The 14,207-nt window shown below is 73.6% G+C and carries 14 protein-coding genes and 2 pseudogenes; 10 read left to right on the top strand and 6 right to left on the bottom strand.

Features of this window, described 5'->3' with window-relative positions:
• Positions 1-168: 168 nt before the first annotated feature.
• Positions 169-1,800 (bottom strand): subtype B tannase, encoded by a 1,632-nt coding sequence (locus ACIQJT_RS27485; protein ID WP_402647888.1) that lies wholly within the window; start codon positions 1,798-1,800, stop codon positions 169-171.
• 189 nt (positions 1,801-1,989) lie between these two features.
• Between ACIQJT_RS27485 and ACIQJT_RS27480 the strand changes: the two genes are divergently transcribed.
• The 4 genes from ACIQJT_RS27480 (at position 1,990) to ACIQJT_RS27465 (ending at position 4,573) form a co-directional block, all read left to right on the top strand.
• The gene (locus ACIQJT_RS27480) at positions 1,990-2,436 is read left to right on the top strand and encodes a DoxX family protein (RefSeq protein ID WP_402647885.1); all 447 of its coding nucleotides are present in this window, start codon (positions 1,990-1,992) and stop codon (positions 2,434-2,436) included.
• A complete protein-coding gene (locus ACIQJT_RS27475) occupies positions 2,436-2,846 on the top strand; it encodes a Zn-ribbon domain-containing OB-fold protein (RefSeq protein ID WP_402647882.1) in 411 nt (136 codons plus the stop codon). The genes ACIQJT_RS27480 and ACIQJT_RS27475 overlap by 1 nt, the downstream gene beginning before the upstream one ends.
• Positions 2,847-3,064: 218 nt before the next feature.
• A complete protein-coding gene (locus ACIQJT_RS27470; RefSeq protein WP_402647879.1) occupies positions 3,065-3,661 on the top strand; it encodes a GNAT family N-acetyltransferase in 597 nt (198 codons plus the stop codon).
• Between the two features lie 39 nt (positions 3,662-3,700).
• Positions 3,701-4,573 (top strand): GNAT family N-acetyltransferase, encoded by an 873-nt coding sequence (locus tag ACIQJT_RS27465; protein WP_402647876.1) that lies wholly within the window; start codon positions 3,701-3,703, stop codon positions 4,571-4,573.
• On the opposite strand, the gene ACIQJT_RS27460 is transcribed toward ACIQJT_RS27465, so the two are convergent.
• The 3 genes from ACIQJT_RS27460 to ACIQJT_RS27450 form a co-directional block, all read right to left on the bottom strand.
• Positions 4,552-5,217 (bottom strand): pyridoxal 5'-phosphate synthase, encoded by a 666-nt coding sequence (locus tag ACIQJT_RS27460; RefSeq protein ID WP_365452110.1) that lies wholly within the window; start codon positions 5,215-5,217, stop codon positions 4,552-4,554. The two genes, ACIQJT_RS27465 and ACIQJT_RS27460, sit on opposite strands and share 22 nt — an antisense overlap.
• Positions 5,218-5,220: 3 nt before the next feature.
• Complete coding sequence (locus ACIQJT_RS27455) at positions 5,221-5,646, bottom strand: pyridoxamine 5'-phosphate oxidase family protein (protein WP_365452108.1); 426 nt, start codon at positions 5,644-5,646, stop codon at positions 5,221-5,223.
• Positions 5,647-5,743: 97 nt separating this feature from the next.
• Positions 5,744-6,913, bottom strand: coding sequence for a thiolase C-terminal domain-containing protein (locus ACIQJT_RS27450; protein WP_402647872.1), 1,170 nt, complete (start codon positions 6,911-6,913; stop codon positions 5,744-5,746).
• Between the two features lie 81 nt (positions 6,914-6,994).
• On the opposite strand from ACIQJT_RS27450, the pseudogene ACIQJT_RS27445 reads away from it, so the two are divergent.
• The 3 genes and pseudogenes from ACIQJT_RS27445 to ACIQJT_RS27435 all read left to right on the top strand — a co-directional run.
• Positions 6,995-7,456 (top strand): annotated as a pseudogene (locus tag ACIQJT_RS27445) (acyl-CoA dehydrogenase family protein); the annotation flags it as partial.
• A gap of 360 nt (positions 7,457-7,816) precedes the next feature.
• Positions 7,817-9,019 (top strand): acyl-CoA dehydrogenase family protein, encoded by a 1,203-nt coding sequence (locus ACIQJT_RS27440; protein ID WP_402648325.1) that lies wholly within the window; start codon positions 7,817-7,819, stop codon positions 9,017-9,019.
• Entirely contained in the window at positions 9,016-9,507 is a 492-nt protein-coding gene (locus ACIQJT_RS27435; protein WP_402647869.1) for a nitroreductase/quinone reductase family protein, read from the top strand. The genes ACIQJT_RS27440 and ACIQJT_RS27435 overlap by 4 nt, the downstream gene beginning before the upstream one ends.
• A 45-nt stretch (positions 9,508-9,552) precedes the next feature.
• Here ACIQJT_RS27435 and ACIQJT_RS27430 read toward each other — a convergent pair whose 3' ends face one another.
• A complete protein-coding gene (locus ACIQJT_RS27430) occupies positions 9,553-10,188 on the bottom strand; it encodes a TetR family transcriptional regulator (protein WP_053853061.1) in 636 nt (211 codons plus the stop codon).
• Positions 10,189-10,323: 135 nt separating this feature from the next.
• Between ACIQJT_RS27430 and ACIQJT_RS27425 the strand changes: the two genes are divergently transcribed.
• From ACIQJT_RS27425 to ACIQJT_RS27415, 3 genes are all read left to right on the top strand, one after another.
• Positions 10,324-11,076, top strand: coding sequence for a VOC family protein (locus ACIQJT_RS27425; RefSeq protein ID WP_402647867.1), 753 nt, complete (start codon positions 10,324-10,326; stop codon positions 11,074-11,076).
• A gap of 170 nt (positions 11,077-11,246) precedes the next feature.
• On the top strand, positions 11,247-13,598 hold the full coding sequence (locus tag ACIQJT_RS27420) for a serine/threonine-protein kinase (RefSeq protein WP_365452100.1): 2,352 nt from the start codon (positions 11,247-11,249) through the stop codon (positions 13,596-13,598).
• A gap of 34 nt (positions 13,599-13,632) precedes the next feature.
• Positions 13,633-14,109 carry a hypothetical protein gene (locus ACIQJT_RS27415; RefSeq protein ID WP_402647864.1) on the top strand — a complete coding sequence of 159 codons (477 nt, stop codon included), beginning with the start codon at positions 13,633-13,635 and terminating at the stop codon, positions 14,107-14,109.
• 3 nt (positions 14,110-14,112) lie between these two features.
• Here ACIQJT_RS27415 and ACIQJT_RS27410 read toward each other — a convergent pair.
• Positions 14,113-14,202 (bottom strand): annotated as a pseudogene (locus ACIQJT_RS27410) (alpha/beta fold hydrolase); the annotation flags it as partial.
• Between the last annotated feature and the right edge of the window lie 5 nt (positions 14,203-14,207).

The following is a 14,207-nucleotide window of genomic DNA, read 5'->3' as shown; positions in this document are numbered from 1 at the left end:
GGATCGATCACGCCTGTAGGAGAGGAGGGTGGGGCCTGTGGCGTAGGTCACCTGGTTGTGCGGGTACGGAAAAGGCCACGGCGCCGGGCCCGCCGGGGCGGGGCTCGACGCCGTGGGGTGCGGCGGCCGGGGACTGACGGGGAACCCGGGCCGCGGTTAGGGGCCGGGTTACTTCGTCCGGGCCTTCTTGTGGCCGGTGACGTCCGCGATCCAGGTGATGAAGTCGCCCGGGTCGGTGTTGGCGCCGTGGCCCTGGTCCCAGTAGTAGAGGTGGTTCACGTCGTCGCCGAGACCGGCCGCGGCGGCGGCGAGGTTCGCGGAAACCGTCAGCGAGGTGTCCGAGTCCTTGGTGCCGAGGCGGATCCACCAGTGCTTCGAACGCCCCTCGTTCCCGCGCTCCAGGAAGTACATCGGGTTCATCAGGTTCAGCTTCTCGGGGATGTCGCTCGCGACCCGCTTGCTGGTCAGGCCCGTGGTGTCGTTCTTCGCGCCGTACGCCGTGAAGTGCCGGCTGACGGTGGTGCCCGCGCCGAACTCGTTGTTCTCGCCGGCCGACAGGTCGAAGGCGTCGAAGGCCGGGGCGTCCTTCTTGCGGGCGCCCACGTGGGTGAGGAAGTCGGCCCAGGTGAAGGTGGCCCGGCCGCCGGACCAGGTGATGAAGGAGTTGGCGGCGAGGTAGCTCTCGCGGGCGGAGTCCGACAGGGCGGCGAGGTACTTGGTCGCGGAGGGTTCCAGGTACTGCTTGACCAGGTACTCGTCGTAGTTGCGGGCGGTCAGGGTGCCGAAGCCGTTCAGGCCGCGCAGCCTGAGCTTCGCCTGGTACTCGGCGAACTGCGACCGCAGCTCCTTGGACACCGTCCGGTCGGCCTGCTTGCCGGAGCTCAGCGCGTTGTCGCCCCAGTTCCACTCGTAGGCGCCGTCGGCGTGCTCCAGGTCGGTGATCGGGCACCAGGCGCCGGTCGCGAAGATCGCGTCGGAGGCGTCGGCGGCGCCGATCTCCTTGAGGTACTTGTCGTAGGCCGGGCTGTCGCCGGAGGCGCCGAGCAGTGCGGACAGGGCGCCGCCCGCACTGGTGCCCGCGGAGACGATCCGCTCGACGTCGCCGGGGATGCGGCCCTTGTTGGCCTTGATGTACCGCACGGCCGCCTTGAGGTCGACGATCGCGGCGGGAGCGGTGCCGTAGTACTCGCCCGCGGAGTTCTTGAGGGTACGGCCGCGGGCGCCGGGCTCGATCACGACGTACCCGGCGGCCAGCGCGAGGAGCTGGTTGCTCGCGGTGGCGCCGCCGTTGGCGTTGGTGTTCGCGTTGGCGTTCGGTGCGGCCGAGGCGCTCGCGGAGGCGCTGCCGGTGGGGGCGCCGCCCATGCCGCCGCCGCCCATGCCGCCGCCCATGCCCCCGGCGCCGACGCCGGTGGCGTCCGCCACGGAGGACGGCATGTAGCCGCCGACGGAGTTGGCGAGCAGGATCGGGGCGTCGCTCGCGTCGACCGCGGTGCCGTCGATCTCGACCGGGGCGCTGACGATCAGGGACTGGTAGGCCGCGTCGACCGGCTTGGAGACGTAGGTGACGGCCTTCCAGAAGTGGTAGGTCACCGAGTGCTCGGTGCCCTCGGTGTCCGTGACCGTGGTCGTCAGCTTCGTGTACGCGTCGGGGTCGAAGACGAGGCCGTCGTCGCCGCTCGAAGTGGAGCCGCCGGTCGACGCGCCGGCGTTCAGGGCCAGGCCTCCGACGGCCGCGGCTCCGGCCGTCGCACCGAGGCCGATGACGACGTTCCTGCGCTTGACTGCCCTGTGCTTCACGTTGGCTCCCTAGGCGGTTTTTGCTGGCGGGAACGAACGTAGCCACATGCTCGACAAAATTGCCAACAATCCGTGGCCCTTCATCGGGGACCCACAGCTTCCGGGGTGGCGCACAGCCGCCGCACAGGGACTCCCGCCCCGGGGTGCGGGTCTTCCCGGACCCCTCGATCTGACGTACCGTCAGATTTCATGGACACGATCTGGCTGACCGGCGCGCAATGGCTGGCCGTCCTGCGCATAGGCCTCGGCCTGTGGTGGCTGGAGAGCTGGCGGCACAAGGACAAGAGGACGTGGTTCGAGGGCGGCGGCATCACCTGGGCCGCGGACATCGCCGCCAAGCACCGCTGGACCCCGGTCCGCAGCGGCTTCGACGTGGTGGTCGCACCCCGCCCGAGGACCATGGCGTACGTCGTCGCCTACGCCGAACTCGCGCTGGGGGCGGGCCTGGTACTCGGCTTCCTGACCCCCCTGGCCCTGGCCGGCGGCCTGCTCCTGAACGTCCTCTACTTCACCCTGATGATCCACGACTGGGCCGAGCAGGGGCAGAACTCGATGATGGCCCTCATCTCGGTCGTCGCCCTGTTCGCGATGTCCTGGCAGACGTGGTCGCTCGACGCGGCACTGGGCTGGTTCTGATGGACGCGAGGTACGACCTGCCGGACACGGACGCCTTCACCCGGACCTACTGGGAGGCGGCGGCGCGCGGTGTCCTGCTGCTCCGGCGCTGCGGCGCCTGCGCCCGGGTGCACCACTACCCCCGCGAGTTCTGCCCGCACTGCTGGAGCGAGGACGTCTCCTGGCACCCGGCGACCGGCCGGGCCACGCTCCACACCTGGTCCGTCGTCCACCGCAACGACCTGCCCCCCTTCAGGGACCGCACCCCGTACGTCGCCGCCGTCGTCGACCTCGCCGAGGGCCCCCGGATGATGACGGAGATCGTCGACTGCGCGCACGGGGACCTGCGGCCGGGGTTGGACCTGGTGGCGGTGTTCCCGGAGGGGGTGCCGAGGTTCCGGCCCGCGGGGGTGTCCGGGCGGGTGGGGTGAGCGGCGGGGCGGGCCCTGCCGTTGCCGGAGGGGGCGGCGAGGTCTCCGCCCACCGGTGTGTCCGGCCGGCCGGTCCCGCTTCACTGCCGGGTCCGTCGGGCACCGCAACGACCCGGCGTCCTCCAGGAACCCACCTCGCGTCGTCCTCGGGCGCGTCACCTTCCCGAGGTGCCGGAATTCGGGCTGCGCGGGAGGGACCCGGCCGTTTGAATGGGCGGATGACCGACGCCGGCGATCAGCACCTCATACGCCCCTTCACCCCCCTGCACGGCCACGGCCTGCGCCTGTGCGCCTGGGACGCCGACTCGGACGCCCAGGCCGAGGACTGGCTGCGCGCCACGCTGGACCCCGAGTTCGGGCGCTGGAACACCCCCCTCACCCTCATCCGTGATCTCGACGGCGCCCGTGCCGCCATGCGCCGCAGGGCCGAGCAGGCGGTGCAGGGCACGAGCGCGTCGTACCGGATCACGGACGGGTCGAGCGGCACGACCCTCGGGCACCTCGGCGTCGACATGATCGACCACGTCTTCCGCACCGCCCGCGTCGGCTACTGGGTGCTCCCCGAGGCCCGCGGCCACGGCGTCGCCACCCGCGCCCTGCGCCTCGCCGCCCGCTGGGCCCTCACCGACCTCGGACTGCACCGCCTGGAACTGGGCCACGCCCTCGGCCACGAGGCCTCCTGCACGGTCGCCGAGCGGTGCGGCTTCCGCTACGAAGGCACGCTGCGCGGTGCGATGTTCGACGCGGGGCGGCACGACGCGTTCCGGGACGTGCACCTGCACGGCCGGCTGGCGACGGACCCCGAGCCGTCGTAATTCGGAGGCGCCCGGAGCGGTCGCGCAGGACCATGAGACATGCGCCCGACCGCCTGGCACACCACCGAAGACCTGGACGACTTCCTCAGCCGCGCCGGTCCCTTCCTGCGCTCCCGGCCGGACCTGCACACCGTCCCGCTCACCGTGACCGACGCTCTGCGCACCCGGGGCCCGCACGCCTACGGGAGCGAGGCACCTTCCTTCGGGCTGCTGGAGGAGGACGGAAGCGTGCGCGGGGCGTACTTCCGGACGCCACCGTACCGGCTGTTCCTCACACCGGTGACCGCGCGGCAGGCCGACTCCCTCGCCGCCCACCTGGAGTCCCTGGGCCGGGCCGTCCCCGGGGTGGACGCCGAGACCGCGACCGCCACCGGCTTCGCCGAGGCATGGCGGCGCCGCACCGGCACCACAACCGTGCTGCGCCGGCGGCAGCGGCTGTACCGGCTCGGCACCCTCACCGTCCCGCGGCCGGTGCCGAAGGGGCGGCCGAGAATCGCCGGGGAGCGGGACCGGGAGCTGCTGGTGCGCTGGTTCGGCGAGTTCAGCAGGGACGTCGGCGGGGACGCGAACGTACAGGCCGAGACCTGGGCCGACGCCCGCCTCGCCCACGGCGGTGTCACCCTCTGGGAGGCCCTCGACGGCACGCCCCTCGCCATGGCCGGGCTGACCCCGCTGGTCGCCGGCCAGATCCGGGTGGCGCCCGTCTACACCCCGGCCCCGCTGCGCGGCCGCGGCTACGCCGGTGCCGCGACCGCCGAGGTCAGCCGGCTCGCCCGGGAGCGGGGCGCCGACCAGGTGCTGCTCATCACCGACCTGGCCAACCGGACGAGCAACGGCCTTTACCAGCGCATCGGTTACCGCCCGGTGGCGGACTTGGCGGTGTACGACTTTCAGGGCCAGAGCAGTTCCTGAGCCCAACCGCCGTCCGTGCGCCGGTAGCTGAGCCGTACGTGCCGTCTGCGCTCGTCCCCCTGGAAGAACTCCACCTCCTCGGGCGCGAGCCGGTACAGCGTCCAGGACGGGACCGGCGCAGCGGGCTCGCGCTGCGCCCGCTCCCACGCCTCCTCGGACGCCCGCGCCAACTCGTCCAGCGAGCCCAGGACTTCGCTCTGCCTGCCGGTGAGCGCGGCGGCCAGCGCCCCGGTGGAACGGGCGTGCAGATCCGCCGCCGCCTCCTCGGAGGGCGCGGCGGTCACCGGCCCCCGCACCCGCACCTGCCGGCCGAGGACCGGCCAGTAGAAGCCGAGGGCGGCGTACGGCCGTACCGACAGGTGGCCGCCCTTGCGGCTGTGGGCGTGGCTCGCGAAGGCCCAGCCGTCCGCGTCGGCGCCGTGCAGCATCACGGTCCGCACGTCCGGCAGGCCCGCCGCGTCCGCCGTGGCCAGGGACATGGTGTGCGGCTCGGTCTGCCCGGCGGCCACCGCCTCCGCGAACCAGGCGGTGAACAGCTCCAGCGGGGTCGCGGGCGCGGCGGCGGGGTCGAAGGAGGGCAGCGAGGTGACCTCCGGGTCCCACACCCGCAGCGATCTGAGCAGCTCGTGAAGATCCGTTCCCATGCCTCAGACGGTACCGAGGTCGGACGTCACCCACCGCTCGGGCCGCATCCGGACGATCACCTGCTCGCCGTGGTTCTTCGCGGCGAACTCCACGTACCCGTCGACCTTCTCGGCCGGCAGGTAGCGGGCGGAGATCTCCCGGAGGTGGGCGAGGGTGCCCGGGGCGGTGTCGACGACCGGTCCCTCGACGGACACGTAACGGATGGTGGGCTCGACGCGCTCGACCAGCAGGGAGAAGCGGCCGGCCGTCTCGATCAGCCGGTGCTTGCGGGAGTCCGCGCCGGTCATGATCCAGAGGTCGCCGCCCGGTTCGTACTGGTACCAGATCGGCACGGTGAGCGGCCCGCGCCCCTCTCCCGCGTCGACCGCCAGCGCGGCGACGTGCGGCTCGGCCAGGAACTGTTCACGTTGTTCACGAGTCAGGGCCATACAGTGCAGGGTACTTCGGCCGGGACGGGGAGCGCTGCGGCGAACCGCTCGCCGGAACGGGTCGCGGGCGGGCGCAGAGGTCCGTCCAGGTCGTGCCCTACCGGCCCAGCACGACCGTCCCCGACGAGCAGAACCAGCCCCCGGTCCCGGACGCCACCGCCAGCCCCGGCGCCGAGCCGTCCCGGCGCCGCACCTGCCGTGCGCCCGCCTCCCCGCGCAGCTGCCGTACGGCCTCCACTAGCAGGAACAGCCCCCGCATACCGGGGTGCTGGGCCGACAGTCCGCCGCCGTCGGTGTTCACCGGCAGGTCCCCACCCTCGGCCAGCAGCCGCCCCTTCTCCACGAAGGAGCCGCCCTCGCCCTTCCCGCAGAACCCGAGGTCCTCCAGCGTCACGAGCGTCATGTAGGTGAACGCGTCGTATATCTCGGCGAGTTCGATCTCCTCGGCGTGGACGCCCGCCCGTTCGAAGGCCAGCCGTCCGCTCACCGCCGCCGGGGACACCGTGAAGTCGGGCCACTCGGACATGCTGACGTGCGAGACGTGCTCCCCGGTGCCGAGCACCCAGACGGGCGCGGTACGGCAGTCCCGGACGTACTCCTCGGCCGCGAGCAGCACGGCCGCGCCGCCGTCGGAGCGGATGCAGCAGTGCAGCTTGGTGAAGGGGTCCGCGATCATGGGCCCGGCGAGCACGTCGTCGACCGTGATCGGCTCGCGGAACATCGCCTCCGGGTTGAGGGCGGCGTTCGCCCTGGCCTGCACCGCGATCTGCGCCAACTGCTCGACGGTCGTGCCGTGTTCGATCATGTGGCGGCGGGCCGCCATCGCGTACTTGGCGATCAAAGTGTGTCCGTAGGGCACCTCGAACTGGAGGGGTCCGCGGGCGCCGAAGGAGAGGGTGCCGGTGCGGCGGCCCGCCTTGATGTCGGCGCGGGCCGTGGAACCGTAGACCAGCAGGACCGCGTTCGCGTGCCCGGCGGCTATCGCGTCGGCCGCGTGGGCCGCCATGACCTCCCAGGCGGCGCCGCCGACCGAGGTCGAGTCGACCCAGGTGGGGCGCAGGCCCAGGTACTCGGCGATCTCGGCGGGGGCGAGGGTTCCGGTGCCGGCGGAGGCCAGGCCGTCGACCAGTCGGCGATCCAGGCCCGCGTCGGCGAGGGCGCGGCGGGCGGCCTGGGCGTGCAGGGCGTAGGGGGTGGTGCCGTCCACGCGGCCGCAGTCGGCCAGGGCCACGCCGGTGATCGCGACTTTCCGGCTCCCGGGGGGCATGCGGGCCTCCTGCCTCTGGGCATCTGGTGCGGGCGCTCCTAATATGACGGACCGTCAGATCCGGAGGGAAGAGGAAGAGCCATGGACGCTCGCTTCACCGCCGAACAGGACGAGATCAGGGGCGCGTTGCGCGAACTCCTGCGGAGGCGGTGCGGACCGGCGGAGTCGAGGAGCGCCGCCGACACACCGGCCGGGTACGACCGGGCGCTGTGGACGGCCCTCGCCGAACAGCTCGGGCTGCCGGGACTGGCCCTTCCCGAGGAGTACGGCGGGGTCGGGTGCACGGTCACCGAACTGGCGCTGGCCTGCGAGGAGACGGGCCGGGTGCTGGCACCCACCCCCCTGCTCGCCACCGCTGTCCTCGCCGCGCCCCTGGTGCTGGCCCTGGGCACGGAGGCCCAGCGCGCGGACCTGCTGCCGCGCATCGCGGCGGGCTCCCTGACGGCAGCCCTGGCCGTCCCCCCGGGGCCGGCCCTCGCCCTGACCGCCGACAACACGGGCGACTGGGCCGGAGGCGGCCGCGCGGGCGGAGTCCAGGCACGGCCCGCCCCGAGCACGAGCCGGGCCACGCTCCCCGAACCGCCCCACGCGCCAGCCGCCCCGAGAGACCCGGGAACCGCCGCCCAGGAGGGACGGCCGTCGCCCGTCGTGGACCCGGAGCGGAAGGCGCCCGCGCCTCTGGCGGGTGCTTCGGGGGGTGTGGGGGCCGTTCCGGCGGGGCGGTCGGCTGCGGTGGGGCCGGGGCAGCAGGCGCCCGCGTCTTCGCCGGGCGCGGCCCTCGGAGGGCCGGGAGCCGCCCTGGCGGGGCGGTCGGCCGGGGTGGATCCGGAGCGGAAGGCGCCCGCGCCTCTGGCGGGTGCTGCTGGGGGCGCGGGGGTCGTTCCGGCGGGGCGGTCGGCTGCGGTGGGGCCGGGGCAACAGGCGCCCGCGTCTTTGCCGGGCGCGGCCCTCGGAGGGCCGGGAGCCGCCCTGGCGGGGCGGTCGGCCGAGGCGGATCCGGAGCGGGGGGCGCCCGCGCCTCTGGCGGGTGCTTCGGGGGGTGCGGGGGTCGTTCCGGCGGGGCGGTCGGCTGCGGTGGGGGCGGAGCAGCAGGCGCCTGCGTCTTTGCCGGGTGCGGCACTCGCGGGGCGGTCGGCCGTGGTGGGGGCGGAGCGACAGGCGTCCGTACCGTCGGCAGGCGCGGGCTCCGCAGGGGCGGGAGCCGCCCCGAGCGGGCTGTCGGCCGTGGTGGGTCCGGGGCGGGAGGCACCCGTTTCGTCGGCAGGCGCGGGGCGGGGCGGCGGCCGGGTGGGGCGGTCGGCCGTGGTGGGGGCGGAGCGGTCGCGGTCCGGGGTGGGGCGGTCGGACGCCGTGGTCGTCGCGGCCGGGCAGCCCTCCGCCGTTCCGGTGCACCGCGGCAGCGGGTGGCGGCTCTACGGGCAGGTCGATCAGGTGCTCGACGGGCACAGCGCCGATCTCCTCCTGGTCGCCGCTCATGCCGGGGGGTTCGCCCGGTCCCGGACCCTGCTCTTCCTCGTCCGGGGTGACGCCCCCGGCCTCGTCCGCAGCCGGCAGACCGCCCTCGACGCCACTCGCCCCCAGGCCCGGGTGCAGCTGCGGGACGTGGAGGCCGAACTGCTCGGTGTCGACGGAGCCGATGTCCTCGGGGCGCTCGCCCGCACCGGGGACACAGCCGCCGCCGTCCTCGCCTGCGAGGCCGTCGGGGCGGCCGACCGGGTGCTGGCGACGACCGTCGAGTACGCCGGGCAGCGGGAGCAGTTCGGGCGGCCGATCGGGTCGTTCCAGGCCGTCAAGCACCGGCTCGCCGATGTGTACGTACAGCTCCAGGCGGCCCGTTCCGCGGCCTGTTTCGCCGCCTGGGCCGCCGCCCACGAGGAGCAGCGGGTCGGCGGTCTCGCCCTGGCCCAGGCCCTCGAAGCGCTGCGGACGGCCGCGGCCGAAGGGATCCAGTTTCACGGGGGAATCGGCTTCACCTGGGAACACGAGGCGCAGCGGTACTTCAAGCGTGCCGCCGCGGACGAGCTGCTCTTCGGGCCGGCGCACCGGCTGCGGGCGCACGCGGCCGAGGTGGCGCGGCTGTTCGAGCGGACGGAGGTGTCGGTGTGATCGGCGAACGGCTCGTCCAGAAGGTGTCGTCCACGCGCGGCTTCGCCAAAGTCGCGCCGCATGTGATTCCCGTGCTGGACCGGGCCGTGCACCGGCTCACCCGGGGCCGGGTCCTCCTCAGCGCCCAGATGCTGCCGGGGGTGATCCTCACGTCCACGGGGGCGCGGAGCGGCCTGCCCCGCCGGACCCCGCTCGCCTGCATGCCCGAGGACGACGGCCGCACCTGGATCCTGATCGGCTCCAACTTCGGCCGGCCCGGGCACCCCGCCTGGACCGCCAACCTCATCGCCCACCCCGACGCCGAGGTCAACTGGAAGGGAGCGGACATCCCGGTCCGGGCGACCCTGCTGACGGGTGCGGAGCGGGCGGCCGTGTGGAGGACCGCGCTGGCGTTCTGGCCGCCGTACGCCACCTACCAGGCGCGGGTGGAGCGGGAGATACGGCTCTTCCGGATCACACGCACGACGGGCGGCCGTCCACCGGTGTGAACGACCGCCCGTCTGACAGGACTTGGAACCGGGAGCGGGGCCGAGCTACTTCGTCGGCTTCTTCCCGGTGACACCCAGGTGCACCAACAGCGCCAGGTTCGGCTTGAGTTCGGCCTGCTTGACACCCCAGGTCTGGAAGCCCTTCTGGTGCGAGGCCACCGCCGCGAGCATCGCGACGAGCGACCCGGCGACCGCCGCCGGGTTGACCTCCTTGTCGACCTTGCCCTTGGCCTGGAGCTCGGCGACCGCGTCCGCGAGGGAGTTGTTCACCGAGTTGAGGATCTTCATACGGATCTTGTAGAAGCGCTTGTCGCCCTCGGCGGCCCCGAGATCGACCACGCGCAGGATCGCGTCGTTCCTGCGCCAGAACTCCAGGAACCCGTCCACGAGTTCCTGCGCGGTCTGCCAGCCCGCCTTGCCGACCCATGACCGGCCCTCGAGCAGCTGCGTCAACTGCCCGCCCTCGGTGGCCATTTGCTCGGCGATCTCCAGGACGGCGCCCTCGACGTCCGGGAAGTACTGGTAGAAGGTCGCGGGCGAAGTGCCCGCCTTCCGGGCGACATCGATGACCTTGACGTCCCGGTAGGGGGAGGAGCTGAGCATCTCGCTGAGGCAGTCGAGCAGCTTCTGCCGGGTCGCCTGCCCACGCCGGCCGGCCACACGGCCGTCGACGGTACGCACTTGTCCTGTCATGCCGTCAGCTTACCGAGGGGTGATCGGAGCGCGATTCGGCCGACTGCAAATGGGGTGCACGAGGTCCGGGAGGCGGGTGTGCCTGGTCCTGCGGGGGGCGCGCGTCGCCGTTACTTTGACGGTATGGCCGAAAACAGGGCATCCGCAGACGGAACGGCATACGGCGAGGGCGTCCCCTGCTGGGTGGACGCGCAGTTGCCCGACGTGGCCGCCGGGAAGCGGTTCTACGGTGAGCTCTTCGGGTGGACCTTCCAGGACCGGCCGGAGGCCCACGGCGGTGCCGTGTGGGCCCTTAGCCAGGGCGAACCGGTGGCGGCTCTGGCCCACAAGGCGGACGGCCGCATGCCCACCGTGTGGACGGTCTACTTCGCCACCCCGGACATCGAGAACCTCGCCGACCGGATCTGGGCGGCCGGCGGACAGGTCGTCACCGCGCCCCTGCCGGTCGCCGAGCTGGGCACGTCCGCCCTGGTCACCGACCCGGAGGGGGCCGTCTTCGGGCTCTGGGAGCCGGCCGCCCACCCCGGCTTCGGGGTCCGGCACGAGCCCGGCACCTTCGCCTGGGCCGAGCTGTACGCGCGCGACACCGAGGCCGCCAACACCTTCTACGGCGGGCTCTTCCACGACGCCCTCTTCGGGCCCGAGGCGCACCCCGACTTCGGCCGCGCCTCCGTCTCCGACGTCTTCCCCGCCGAGATGCCGCCCCACTTCCTAGTGCACTTCGCCGTCGAGGACTGCGAGCGGGTGCTCGGGACGGTCAGCCGGCTCGGCGGGCGGGTCCAGGCGCCGCCATTCGAGACGTCGTACGGAAAAGTGGCCGTCGTCACCGACAATCAGGGGGCGTCGTTCGCCGTTCTGGAGCGATCGGAGCGGTAGAAGGTACCGCTTTGCGGTATGACACCCTGTTTGACCCCGGGTTCGCCACCAGGCCCCCGGCCAGGAAGAATCAGGGTTGCGTGCCGCCATGGCGGTGCGGTGGTGAGACGCTGCACGGGGTCGCGTACATATGTGGGTGGCGCGGCTTGTACGGGGAGGTGGCAGGCAGAGTGGTGGATCAGCTGACGCAGCACGATCCGCGCAGGATCGGGCCGTTCGAGGTGCTGGGACGGCTCGGTGCCGGCGGCATGGGGCTGGTCTATCTCGCGCGCTCGGCGTCGGGCCGGCGCGTGGCGATCAAGACGGTCCGCACGGAGCTCGCCGAGGACCAGCTCTTTCGCGTCCGCTTCACCCGCGAGGTGGAGGCGGCCCGGGCGGTCTCCGGCTTCTACACGGCGGCCGTGGTCGACGCCGACCCGCGCGCGGCCGTGCCGTGGCTCGCCACCGCGTACGTTCCGGCGCCCTCCCTCGAAGAGATAGTGAACGAGTGCGGGCCGCTCCCGGCCCAGGCGGTGCGCTGGCTCGCGGCGGGCGTGGCCGAGGCCCTCCAGTCCATCCACGGCGCCGGGCTGGTCCACCGCGACCTCAAGCCCTCCAACGTCCTGGTCGTCGAGGACGGGCCCCGGGTGATCGACTTCGGCATCGCGTCCGGCGTCTCGAACACCCGTTTGACGATGACCAACGTCGCCGTCGGCACCCCCGCCTACATGTCGCCCGAGCAGGCCAAGGACTCCCGCAGCGTCACCGGCGCCAGCGACGTCTTCTCGCTCGGCTCCATGCTGGTCTTCGCCGCCACCGGCCACCCGCCCTTCCACGGCGCCAACCCGGTCGAGACGGTCTTCATGCTGCTGCGCGAGGGCCCCGACCTCGAGGGCCTGCCGGACGAGCTGCGCCCGCTCATCGAGTCCTGTATGCAGATGGAGGCCACCGGGCGCCCCAACCCGGCCGACCTCCAGGCCCAGCTCGCCCCCCACCTCTTCGGCTCCGGCTCCGACGACAGCGGCACGGCCTCGGCCTGGCTGCCCGAGAAGGCCGTCGCCCTGATCGAGTCGCGGCGCGGCGGCCGCCCGGCGCCCACGCAGACCGGCGGTGCCCGCAACGGCGGCGGCCGCCCCGCCGCCGTACCGCCACCGCCCTCCTACGACCCGCCGCAGCCCGCCCCGGTCCCGGTGGGCGCCCCCGACACCGGTCCGGTGCGCCTCGCCGGCGCCCAGGTGCCGATCGGGCCCGGCCCCCGGGTCGCCGACGCCCGGGCCGCCGCCGTGAAGGCGCCCCCGCCGGAGGCCGGCCTGGTCGCCTCCTGGTCCCGCCCGCGCCCCGGTGTCAACGGCACCGACGCCGCCGTGGGCCCGGCCGTACCGGCGCCCCCGCCCGCCCCGCCGGAGACCGCGGCCGGCTGGCGGCCCTGGCGGTTCCGCATGTCGAACGACGTGTGGGGCACCCCGGCCGTCGCCGGGGACCTCGTCTACGTCACCTCCTTCGAGGTGCACGCCCTGGACGTCGGTACCGGTCGCCGCCGCTTCAAGACGCGGGACGTGGCCTGGTCGATGGCGGTCGCTGACGGCCGGATCCACGCCTCCGACGGCCCCACCCTCTTCGCCCTGGACGCCCGGGAGGGCGCCGACCAGTGGCGGATCGGCACGGACGCCTGGGTGTACTCGCTCAAGGCCGAGCGCGGCACCGTCATCACCGGCACCCGCGGCGGCGGCGTCCAGGCCTGGGAGGCCGCCACCGGGCAGAAGCTCTGGGAGATCGCCGGCTGCCAGACGGACTTCGAGTCCCCCGAGGCCGGACCCGCGCTCCACGAGGGCACGGTCTACGTCTGGCAGGAGGGCCGCCTGCGGGCCCTGGACGCCCGCACCGGCGAGGAGCGCTGGGCGTTCCCCATCGGTGACGCGGCCTCCTGCGGCGGGGTGCCGGTCCGGGTGGCCCAGGCCCACGACGGCTCCGTCTACGTCTCGGCCGGCACGCGCGTCATGGCCCTGGACGTGGCGAGCGGACGGGTGCGCTGGCACTTCGAGGCCCCGGCGGTCTTCCTGTGCCCGCCGACCTTCGTGCCCGGGGCCGCGGTGACGGGTGGCGGGGTGTACCTCGCCGACTACCTCGGCACGGTGTACGCCCTCGACGCGGCCGACGGCCGCGACCGCTGGCGCATCGCCACCGAGGCCCGGGCGTCGGTCGAGCCGGTGCTGGTGGCCGGGGGCCATGTGCATGTCGGCAGCGGCAAGGGCCTGTACACGCTGGACGCCGTCACGGGCACGCCGAAGTGGCGGTTCCAGGCCGGCGGCGACATCGTGGGGGCGCCCGCGGTGGCCGAGGGCCGGATCCACTTCGGGTCCACCGACCACCTCCTCTACACCCTGAAGGCCGACGACGGCCGGCTGCGCTGGAAGCTCGCCACCGGCGGGGAGATCACCGGCTCGCCGGTGGTCAGGGACGGCGTGGTGTACGCGTGCAGCAAGGACCGGTGCGTGTACGCGCTGGACGCGGAGAAGGGGACGGGGACGGCCCGGGCCACCTGAGCGGGATGTCGGTGGCGCCCACTAGGGTGACCACATGCGTTCACGGGGGCGGGTTCTCAGGTTCACGGCGGTCACGGCGACGGTGGTCCTCGCGCTGACCGGGTTCTCCAGCGGTCACAAGAGCAGCGGGCGGCACAAGAGCGGTCACAGTGACAGCGACGGCGGCGGGGGGTGCAGCAGCTCCAGCCAGGACCACGACAGCTACACGCCCCGCACCACCGGCACCCGCCGTGCTTCCACACTCCAGGACGGCACGGCGGTGCTGGTGAGCTGTGCGACGAGGACGGCTCCGCACGCCACGGTCGAGGTCACCAACCCGAACAGCCGCGAGGCCGTCTTCGAGGTCGAGTTCTCCTTCACCGACGCCTCCGGCCGGACGCTGAGCCGCGGGGACAGGCAGGTCACGGTATCGGCCGACGGCACGTCGAGGATCCAGGTGCCGGCGAGTCGGGCCGTGCTGGCGAAGCTCGACCAGTGCTGGGTCGAGCCGGAAGCCGACCTGGTGAACTGACCGTCAGTCCCGGAGCCCGGTCAGGAACTCCACGAGCAGCGCGTTCACCTCGTCCGGCCGCTCCTGCTGCGTCCAGTGGCCGCAGTCCGGCAGGAATT

It is taken from the genome of Streptomyces sp. NPDC091972, assembly GCF_044756385.1.
Taxonomy (GTDB): Bacteria; Actinomycetota; Actinomycetes; order Streptomycetales; family Streptomycetaceae; genus Streptomyces.
This window is presented reverse-complemented; position numbering and strand designations above follow the sequence as displayed.

What these genes read in the sequence shown, in the direction of transcription:
- ACIQJT_RS27480 (WP_402647885.1), top strand. Translation starts at nt 1,990, where the DNA reads ATGGACACGATCTGGCTGACCGGCGCGCAATGGCTGGCCGTCCTGCGC.
- ACIQJT_RS27475 (WP_402647882.1), top strand. Translation starts at nt 2,436, where the DNA reads ATGGACGCGAGGTACGACCTGCCGGACACGGACGCCTTCACCCGGACC.
- ACIQJT_RS27470 (WP_402647879.1), top strand. Translation starts at nt 3,065, where the DNA reads ATGACCGACGCCGGCGATCAGCACCTCATACGCCCCTTCACCCCCCTG.
- ACIQJT_RS27465 (WP_402647876.1), top strand. Translation starts at nt 3,701, where the DNA reads ATGCGCCCGACCGCCTGGCACACCACCGAAGACCTGGACGACTTCCTC.
- ACIQJT_RS27460 (WP_365452110.1), bottom strand. Translation starts at nt 5,217, where the DNA reads ATGGGAACGGATCTTCACGAGCTGCTCAGATCGCTGCGGGTGTGGGAC.
- ACIQJT_RS27455 (WP_365452108.1), bottom strand. Translation starts at nt 5,646, where the DNA reads ATGGCCCTGACTCGTGAACAACGTGAACAGTTCCTGGCCGAGCCGCAC.
- ACIQJT_RS27450 (WP_402647872.1), bottom strand. Translation starts at nt 6,913, where the DNA reads ATGCCCCCCGGGAGCCGGAAAGTCGCGATCACCGGCGTGGCCCTGGCC.
- ACIQJT_RS27425 (WP_402647867.1), top strand. Translation starts at nt 10,324, where the DNA reads ATGGCCGAAAACAGGGCATCCGCAGACGGAACGGCATACGGCGAGGGC.
- ACIQJT_RS27415 (WP_402647864.1), top strand. Translation starts at nt 13,633, where the DNA reads ATGCGTTCACGGGGGCGGGTTCTCAGGTTCACGGCGGTCACGGCGACG.